The 9,225-nt window shown below is 61.0% G+C and carries 6 protein-coding genes, 1 tRNA gene and 2 rRNA genes; 7 read left to right on the top strand and 2 right to left on the bottom strand.

All coding sequences use genetic code 11. The features are described 5' to 3' along the window. From rrf (ACJ8HB_RS23420) to aceK, 7 genes are all read left to right on the top strand, one after another. A 5S ribosomal RNA gene (gene rrf / locus ACJ8HB_RS23420) occupies positions 1 to 112 on the top strand; the annotation flags it as partial. A gap of 14 nt (positions 113 to 126) precedes the next feature. Beyond that, positions 127 to 202: transfer RNA gene (locus tag ACJ8HB_RS23415), tRNA-Thr, on the top strand. Between the two features lie 45 nt (positions 203 to 247). Continuing rightward, a 5S ribosomal RNA gene (rrf, locus tag ACJ8HB_RS23410) occupies positions 248 to 363 on the top strand. A gap of 200 nt (positions 364 to 563) precedes the next feature. After that, positions 564 to 1,493 (top strand): homoserine O-acetyltransferase MetA, encoded by a 930-nt coding sequence (metA, locus tag ACJ8HB_RS23405; RefSeq protein WP_047570327.1) that lies wholly within the window; start codon positions 564 to 566, stop codon positions 1,491 to 1,493. 374 nt (positions 1,494 to 1,867) lie between these two features. Further along, positions 1,868 to 3,466, top strand: coding sequence for a malate synthase A (gene aceB / locus ACJ8HB_RS23400; RefSeq protein WP_047570329.1), 1,599 nt, complete (start codon positions 1,868 to 1,870; stop codon positions 3,464 to 3,466). Between the two features lie 41 nt (positions 3,467 to 3,507). Next, complete coding sequence (gene aceA / locus ACJ8HB_RS23395; protein WP_004936630.1) at positions 3,508 to 4,815, top strand: isocitrate lyase; 1,308 nt, start codon at positions 3,508 to 3,510, stop codon at positions 4,813 to 4,815. Between the two features lie 69 nt (positions 4,816 to 4,884). After that, the gene (gene aceK / locus ACJ8HB_RS23390; RefSeq protein ID WP_047570333.1) at positions 4,885 to 6,639 is read left to right on the top strand and encodes a bifunctional isocitrate dehydrogenase kinase/phosphatase; all 1,755 of its coding nucleotides are present in this window, start codon (positions 4,885 to 4,887) and stop codon (positions 6,637 to 6,639) included. A 1-nt stretch (position 6,640) separates the two neighbouring features. Here aceK and ACJ8HB_RS23385 read toward each other — a convergent pair whose 3' ends face one another. Next, on the bottom strand, positions 6,641 to 7,282 hold the full coding sequence (locus ACJ8HB_RS23385; RefSeq protein ID WP_047570335.1) for a bifunctional 4-hydroxy-2-oxoglutarate aldolase/2-dehydro-3-deoxy-phosphogluconate aldolase: 642 nt from the start codon (positions 7,280 to 7,282) through the stop codon (positions 6,641 to 6,643). A 54-nt stretch (positions 7,283 to 7,336) separates the two neighbouring features. After that, positions 7,337 to 9,151 (bottom strand): phosphogluconate dehydratase, encoded by a 1,815-nt coding sequence (edd, locus tag ACJ8HB_RS23380; protein ID WP_094860201.1) that lies wholly within the window; start codon positions 9,149 to 9,151, stop codon positions 7,337 to 7,339. Positions 9,152 to 9,225: the final 74 nt, after the last annotated feature.

Here is a 9,225-nt window from a genome sequence, read left to right as displayed (position 1 = left end):
GCGGCAATAGCGCGGTGGTCCCACCTGACCCCATGCCGAACTCAGAAGTGAAACGCCGTAGCGCCGATGGTAGTGTGGGGTCTCCCCATGCGAGAGTAGGACACTGCCAGGCATCAAATTAAGCGTGCTGATATGGCTCAGTTGGTAGAGCGCACCCTTGGTAAGGGTGAGGTCCCCAGTTCGACTCTGGGTATCAGCACCACTTTATTTAAAGTGGGTTTAGAAGTTCGGCAGAAAAAAGAATTTGCTTGGCGGCAATAGCGCGGTGGTCCCACCTGACCCCATGCCGAACTCAGAAGTGAAACGCCGTAGCGCCGATGGTAGTGTGGGGTCTCCCCATGCGAGAGTAGGACACTGCCAAGCATCAAATAAGCCAAGAGGCCATCCGAAAGGATGGCCTTTTTGCTTTTCAGCCCCTTTACTCCCTCTACTCATATCTTGGCGCAGATCGCGCAATGAAACATTTTCACCTTTCCGCTGAATGCTCGACAGCGACGGAAAAAAACGCTATCTTCGGGCATCTAGAAGTCTAAACGTATAAATGGATGTGTGAGGGTTAAGCAATGCCGATTCGTGTTCCTGATGAGTTACCTGCGGTCAATTTCTTGCGCGGTGAGAATGTCTTCGTGATGACATCCTCGCGGGCAAAAACACAGGAAATCAGGCCACTGAAAGTGCTGATCCTCAACCTGATGCCAAAGAAGATCGAAACGGAAAATCAGTTTTTGCGCCTGCTGTCCAACTCGCCGCTGCAGATTGATATCCAGCTGCTGCGTATCGACAGCCGCGAATCGAAGAACACGCCGGCCGAGCATCTGAATAACTTCTACTGCGACTTCGAGGATATCCAGAACGAGAACTTCGATGGTCTGATCGTCACCGGCGCGCCGCTGGGGTTGGTCGATTTCTGCGATGTTGCCTACTGGCCGCAGATCGAACGGGTGATCGACTGGGCCAAGAACCACGTTACCTCCACGCTGTTCGTGTGCTGGGCGGTACAGGCGGCGTTGAATATTCTGTATGGCATTCCCAAGATGACGCGCGAAGTGAAGCTCTCCGGCGTTTACCCACACCAAACGCTGCAGCAGCATGCGTTGCTGACGCGCGGCTTTGACGAAAGTTTCCTGGCGCCGCATTCACGCTATGCCGATTTCCCGACCGAGGTGATTCGCCAATATACCGACCTGGATATTCTGGCCGAATCCGAACAGGCGGGCGCCTACCTGTTCGCCAGCAGGGATAAGCGCTTGGCGTTCGTCACCGGCCATCCGGAGTATGATGCGCTGACCCTGGCGGGGGAGTATTGTCGCGACCACGAAGCTGGCCTCGATCCCGCCGTTCCGCTCAACTACTTCCCCGATGACAACCCCGCACTGACACCGAAAGCCACCTGGCGCAGCCATGGCCATCTGCTGTTTTCCAATTGGCTCAACTATTACGTCTACCAGATCACGCCGTACGATCTGCGTCATATGAATCCGACGCTCGACTGATCTTTTCTGCCTGCCGGCGGCTGAATCGAGGCCGCCGCTCCGTTGATCCTCTGCAAGATCCTCTTTTTATCCGTCACTTCTCCAGTAAATTCTTTGTTCAACAAGGCGTTAGTGCGTCTTCATCAATTTACTGGAAGCGATTTCCTTACCTGTCATTATTGTTATCTTATCTAACCAATTGATAATAAAGTGTTAATAAAATATTTAATAATAAAATGGAAATGGTTTTTGATTTTTATTTTTTGTTGAGTATTCTTAGAACTATCGGGATGAGATCTGACCAGTTGAGGATCGTTTCATCCGCCCTGATCCACAGTGATTTCTGATGAAAATGCGCCGGTCGCGCGGGCGCAACGATGGGAAGGAGCAAGGTCATGACGCAACAGATAGCAGGCACGGAGTTAAGGTTTACGCAGGGTTTCGCCGCAGCGGAGCGCCAGGTGTTGACCGATGAAACGGTTGAATTCCTGGCGGAACTGGTGGGGAAATTCACGCCGCGGCGCAACGAGCTGCTGGCGGCGCGTGTCCGCTGGCAGCAAAATATCGATCGCGGCGAACTGCCGGGGTTTATTTCGGAAACCACTTCCATTCGTGAAGGTGACTGGCAGATCCGCGGCATTCCGCAAGATCTGCGTGACCGCCGGGTCGAGATCACCGGGCCGGTCGAGCGAAAGATGGTGATCAATGCGCTTAATGCCAACGTAAAAGTGTTTATGGCGGACTTCGAAGACTCGCTGGCGCCAAGCTGGGACAAAGTCATCGACGGCCAAATTAACCTGCACGATGCGGTTAACGGCACCATTTCCTACACCAATGAAGCCGGCAAGATCTACCAGTTGAAGCCGAACCCGGCGGTATTGATCGCTCGCGTGCGCGGCCTGCATCTGCCGGAGAAGCACGTGCTGTGGCGTGATGAAGCCATTCCCGGCGGCCTGTTCGATTTCGCGCTGTACTTCTACCACAACTATCGCCAACTGTTGGCCAAGGGCAGCGGCCCGTATTTCTACCTGCCGAAAACCCAGTCCTGGGAAGAGGCGGCCTGGTGGAGCGATGTCTTCAGCTTTACCGAGGATCGTTTCGATCTGCCGCGCGGCACCATCAAAGCGACCGTGCTGATCGAAACCCTGCCGGCGGTGTTCCAGATGGACGAAATCCTCTACCACCTGCGCGATCACATCGTGGGTCTGAACTGCGGCCGCTGGGATTACATCTTCAGCTACATCAAAACGCTGAAGAATCACGGCGATCGCGTGCTGCCGGATCGTCAGTCGGTGACCATGGAGAAACCTTTCCTCAGCGCCTATTCGCGCCTGCTGATCAAAACCTGTCATAAGCGCGGCGCGTTCGCGATGGGCGGCATGGCAGCGTTTATCCCGAGCAAAGACGCCGAGAAAAACGCCTGGGTGCTGAACAAGGTACGGGCGGACAAAGAGCTGGAGGCCAACAACGGCCACGATGGCACCTGGGTGGCGCACCCGGGGCTGGCGGACACGGTGATGGAGGTATTCGGCAAAGCATTGGGCGATCGCCAAAACCAGCTGGAGGTGCTGCGTGAGCAAGACGCGCCGATCAGCGCCGCACAGCTGCTGGAACCGTGCGATGGCGAGCGTACCGAAGCGGGGATGCGCGCCAATATTCGCGTGGCGGTGCAGTACATCGAAGCCTGGATCTCCGGCAACGGCTGCGTGCCGATTTACGGTTTGATGGAAGATGCGGCCACGGCGGAAATCTCCCGTACGTCTATCTGGCAGTGGATCCACCACGAGAAGAGCCTGAGCGACGGGCGCCCGGTCACCAAGGCGCTGTTCCGCCAGATGCTGCAAGAAGAGATGTTGGTGGTGCGTGAGGAAGTGGGGGAAGCGCGCTTTAACGCCGGCCGGTACGAAGAGGCGGCGCGCCTGATGGAGCGCATCACCACGCAAGATGAGTTAATCGATTTCCTGACGCTGCCCGGCTATGAGCTGCTGGCCTGAATTTTCCCAATCAACCCTACACGACTGAAAGGATAAAAATTATGTCTACCTCTCGCTCTCAACAGATCCAGCAGCTGGAACAGGAATGGAAATCGGCCCGTTGGGAAGGCATCACCCGCCCTTACAGCGCCGAAGACGTGATCAACCTGCGCGGTTCGGTCAACCCGGAATGCACTCTGGCGCAAAACGGTGCCGCCAAACTGTGGGCGTTGCTGAACGGCAAGGCGCGCAAAGGCTACGTGAACTGCCTGGGCGCGCTGACCGGCGGCCAGGCGCTGCAGCAGGCCAAGGCCGGCGTCGAGGCTATCTACCTGTCCGGTTGGCAGGTGGCGGCGGACGCCAACAGCGCGGCGGCCATGTACCCTGACCAGTCGCTGTATCCGGTGGACTCGGTGCCGAAGGTGGTCGAGCGCATCAACAATACCTTCCGCCGCGCCGATCAGATCCAATGGGCGAACCAGATTGAGCCGGGCAGCAAAGGCTATACCGATTACTTCCTGCCGATCGTCGCCGATGCGGAAGCCGGCTTCGGCGGCGTGCTGAACGCCTTCGAGCTGATGAAAGCGATGATCACCGCCGGCGCCGCCGGGGTACACTTTGAAGATCAGCTGGCGGCGGTGAAGAAATGCGGCCATATGGGCGGCAAAGTGCTGGTGCCGACGCAGGAAGCGATTCAGAAGCTGGTCGCCGCGCGCCTGGCGGCCGACGTGCTCGGCGTGCCGACGCTGGTGATCGCCCGCACCGACGCCGATGCGGCCGACCTGCTGACCTCCGATTGCGATCCGTATGACAGCGCCTTCGTCACCGGCGAGCGCACGGCGGAAGGCTTCTTCCGCACCCATGCGGGCGTCGAGCAGGCGATCAGCCGCGGCCTGGCTTATGCCCCTTACGCGGACATGGTGTGGTGCGAAACCTCTACGCCGGATCTGGATGCCGCTCAGCGCTTCGCCGACGCCATCCACGCCAAATACCCGGGCAAGCTGCTGGCCTACAACTGCTCGCCGTCGTTCAACTGGAAAAAGAACCTCGACGACCAGACCATCGCCCGCTTCCAGCAGGCGCTGTCGGACATGGGCTACAAGTATCAGTTCATTACGCTGGCGGGCATTCACAGCATGTGGTTCAACATGTTCGACCTGGCGCACGCCTATGCGCAGGGCGAGGGCATGAAACACTACGTCGAGAAGGTGCAGCAGGCGGAGTTCGCCGCGGTGGATCGCGGTTACACCTTCGCGTCGCACCAGCAAGAGGTGGGCACCGGCTACTTCGACAAGGTCACCACCATCATTCAGGGCGGCGCCTCTTCGGTCACTGCGCTGACGGGTTCGACGGAAGAACAGCAGTTCTGATGCGGCAAGCTTAAAGACGTTTCATCCGGAGCCTGCATGCGCAGGCTTCTTTTTCTGGCGGGGGTAAGGATGGCGGCAAAACTGGAGTTGTTGATCGCACAGACGATCCTGCAAGGCTTCGATGCGCAGTACGGCCGCTTTCTGGAAGTGACCGCCGGCGCGCAGCAGCGCTTCGAGCAGGCGGACTGGCCGGCGGTGCAGCGGGCGATGAAAAAGCGCATCCATCTGTATGACCATCACGTCGGCCTGGTGGTGGAGCAGCTCAAATGCATCACCGGGCAGAAATACTTCGACGCTGACTTCCCCAGCCGGGTCAAAGCGGTCTATATCGACCTGCTGCCGGACTACCCGCGCTTCGAGATCGCCGAAAGCTTCTTTAACTCGGTCTACTGTCGGCTGTTCAAGCACCGCGATCTGACGCCGGACAAGCTGTTCGTCTTCAGTTCGCAGCCGGAGCGGCGCTTTCGCGACATCCCGCGTCCGCTGGCGCGCGATTTCACCCCCAATGGCGATCTGCCGGCGATGCTGCGCAGCGTGCTGAGCGATCTGCCGCTGCGGCTGCCGTGGGAGGATTTGACGCGCGATATTCACTACATCACTCAGGCGCTGCAATGCGCCTTCAGCGCACAGCAGTTGGCGGGGGCAACCTTCCAGATCGCCAACGAACTGTTCTATCGCAACAAGGCCGCCTGGCTGGTCGGCAAGCTGCGTCTGGCCGACGGCGTTTATCCGTTCTTGCTGCCTATCCACCACAGCGAGTCGGGCGCGCTGTTTATCGACGCCTGCCTGACCGGTAAGGCCGAGGCCAGCATCGTCTTCGGCTTCGCCCGATCTTATTTCATGGTCTATGCGCCGCTGCCGGCGGCGATGGTGGAGTGGCTGCGCGAGATCCTGCCGGGCAAGACCACCGCCGAGCTGTACATGGCGATCGGCTGCCAGAAGCACGGCAAAACCGAATGCTATCGCGAATACCTGACCTTTATGGCGCAGTCGCAGGAGCAGTTCATTATCGCGCCGGGGGTGAAGGGCATGGTGATGCTGGTGTTCACCCTGCCATCCTTCGATCGGGTGTTTAAAGTGATCAAAGACGAATTCGCCCCGCAAAAAGAGGTGACGCAGGCACAGGTGATGGCCTGCTATCAGCTGGTGAAAGAGCATGACCGCGTCGGGCGCATGGCGGATACCCAGGAGTACGAGAATTTCGTCGTCGACAAGGCGCGCCTCAGCCCGGCGCTGTTGGCGGAGCTGCAGCACGAAGTGCCGGGCAAGCTGGAGGATCTCGGCGACCGCATCGTGATTAAGCACTTGTATATGGAGCGGCGCATGACGCCGCTGAACCTGTATCTGGAGCAGGCCAACGACCAGCAGATGCGCGATGCGATCGAAGAGTACGGCAATGCCATCAAGCAGCTGGCCGCCGCCAATATCTTCCCCGGTGACATGCTGTTCAAGAACTTTGGCGTGACGCGCCACGGGCGGGTGGTGTTCTACGACTACGACGAAATTTGCTACATGACCGAGGTCAACTTCCGCGACATTCCGCCGCCGCGCTATCCGGAGGACGAGCTGGCCAGCGAGCCGTGGTACAGCATCGCGCCCAACGACGTGTTCCCGGAGGAGTTCCGCCACTTCCTGTGCGGCGATCGGCGCATTCGGCAGGTGTTTGAAGAATTGCACAGCGATCTGTTTACCGCGGAGTATTGGCGCGGGTTACAGCAGCGCATCCGCGAGGGGCACGTGGAAGACGTGTTCGCTTACCGCAAGAAGCAGCGGTTCAGCCAGCGCAGCGGGGCGGCGCTGCCGGCCGCCACCGCTGCGATGTAAATCAGGCCTGGGCGCTCGCGACGGCGGCGCGCGCCAGTTCGGTGATGCGCGCGTAGTCGCCGCTTTCCAGCGCGTCCGCCGGCACCAGCCAGGAGCCGCCGATGCACAGCACGCTTTTCAGCGCCAGATAGCTGCGGTAGTTGTCCGGCGAGATGCCGCCGGTCGGGCAGAAGCGCACCTGCGGGAGCGGGCCGCCGATCGCCTGCAGCGCTTTTACGCCGCCGTTGGCTTCCGCCGGGAAGAATTTAAACTCGCGCAGGCCGTAATCCATGCCCAGCATCAGTTCGGAAACGGTGCTGATGCCCGGAATAAGCGGAATGGACCCGGCGGTAGCCGCCTTGAGCAGCTCGTCGGTCAGCCCCGGGCTGATGGCGAACTGCGCGCCGGCCTCGGTCACTTCACGCAGCTGCTGCGGATTGATCACGGTACCGGCGCCGATGATCGCTTCCGGCACTTCTTGGGCGATGGCGCGAATGGCGTCCATGGCGCAGGCGGTGCGCAGCGTCACTTCCAGCACCCGCACGCCGCCGGCGACCAGCGCTTTCGCCAACGGCACCGCATGTTCCAGCTTGTTGATCACGATCACCGGCACCACCGGCCCCGCCGTCAGGATCTGCTCGGCGCTTGTTTTCCACTTGTTCATGATGACGTTCTCCTTTGTGGCCTCTGCCAGGCGGCGATGCGGCCAGGCTATCGATTAAAATGTGATGCAGCAGGCGCCCTGCTCGGCGCCGGACAGCTGGCTGCGCAGCGCGCCGAACAGCTCGCGGCCGCAGCCGATGTGTTCTGCGCTCAGATCGGGTTGGCACGGCGTGCGCTGGGCCAGTTCGTCGGCGTCGACCAGCACCTGCAGCTCGCCGCTGCGGCCGTTGACGCGGATCGGATCGCCGTCGCGCACTTTCGCCAGCAGGCCGCCGGTATAGGCTTCCGGGGTGACGTGGATGGCGGAAGGCACCTTGCCGGAGGCGCCTGACAGGCGGCCGTCGGTCACCAGCGCCACTTTGAAGCCGCGATCCATCAGCACGCCCAGCGGCGGCATCAGCTTGTGCAACTCCGGCATGCCGTTGGCCTGCGGCCCCTGGAAACGCACCACCACCACGCAATCGCGATCCAGCTTGCCGGCTTCAAACGCCGGCACGATGTCGTGCTGGCTGTCGAACACCACCGCCGGCGCTTCGATGATCTGGTTGTCGGCGGGCACCGCCGAGGTTTTCATCACCGCACGGCCCAGATTGCCGGCCATCACTTTGGTGCCGCCGTGATGTTCGAACGGCTGAGCGACGCTGGCGATCACGCTGGCGTCGAGCGAGCCGGCTACGCCTTCGCGCCACACCAGCTGGCCATTATCCAGCCAGGGTTCCTGGGTGTAACGGTGCAGGCCGAAACCGGCCACGGTGTGCACGTCTTCGTGCAGCAGCCCGTGTTGCAACAGCTCACGCACCACCAGCGGCACGCCGCCGGCGGCCTGGAACTGGTTGATGTCGGCCGGGCCGTTCGGGTAGATGCGACACAGCAGCGGCACCGCCTCCGACAGCTCCGAGAAATCGTCCCAGGTGATGATGATGCCCGCCGCCCGCGCCATCGCCACCAGATGCATGGTCAGGTTGGTGGAGCCGCCGGTGGCCAGCAGCGAGACGATGCCGTTTACCACCACTTTCTCGTCCACCAGGCGGCCGATCGGCAGGTAGTTGCCGGCGGTGTCGGTCAGTCGCGTCACCTGGCGCGCAGCGGCGTCGTTCAGCGCGTCGCGCAGCGGCGTATCCGGATGCACGAAAGAGGCGCCCGGCAGGTGCAGGCCCATCACTTCCATCACCATCTGGTTGGTGTTGGCGGTGCCGTAGAAGGTGCAGGTGCCGATGCCGTGATAGGAGGCGGCCTCGGCTTCCAGCAGCGCCAGACGATCGGCCTTGCCCTCGGCGTACAGCTGGCGCACGCGCACCTTTTCCTTGTTCGGCAGGCCGCTGCTCATCGGGCCGGCCGGCACGAACAGCGCGGGCAGGTGGCCGAAGGAGAGGGCGGCCATCACCAGCCCCGGCACGATCTTGTCGCAGATGCCGAGGAACAGCGCGCCGTCGAACATATTGTGCGACAGGCCGACGGCGGCCGACATGGCGATCACGTCACGGCTCATCAGCGACAGCTCCATGCCGTCCTGCCCCTGCGTCACGCCGTCGCACATCGCCGGCACGCCGCCGGCCACCTGGCCCACGGCGCCCACCGCCTTCAGCGCCTGCTTCAGCCGCTGCGGGTAGTGTTCGTACGGCTGGTGGGCCGACAGCATGTCGTTGTAGGCGGTGATGATGGCGATATCGCTGCGCACCATGTTTTTCAGCGCCGTCTTGTCATTGGGCTGACAGGCGGCGAAGCCGTGGGCCAGGTTGCCGCAGGCCAGCTGCGCGCGGTGGACGGTTTGGGAACGGGCCGCCTCGATGCGCGCCAGATAGGCGGCGCGGCTGGCCTGGGAACGGTGGATGATGCGCTGCGTGACACGGGACAAGGTTGGGTTAATCATGCCTTCCTCACATTGCTGTTGTTATAGTCGCCGCCTGTGGCGGTGCCCCCGGGGATGATTTGCAGCCCTGGTGT

The sequence above is a fragment of the Serratia sp. CY27727 genome (genome assembly GCF_052169275.1).
GTDB lineage: Bacteria > Pseudomonadota > Gammaproteobacteria > Enterobacterales > Enterobacteriaceae > Serratia > Serratia sarumanii.
The sequence above is the reverse complement of the archived record's forward strand: the minus strand, read 5'-3'. Positions and strand labels throughout refer to the sequence as shown.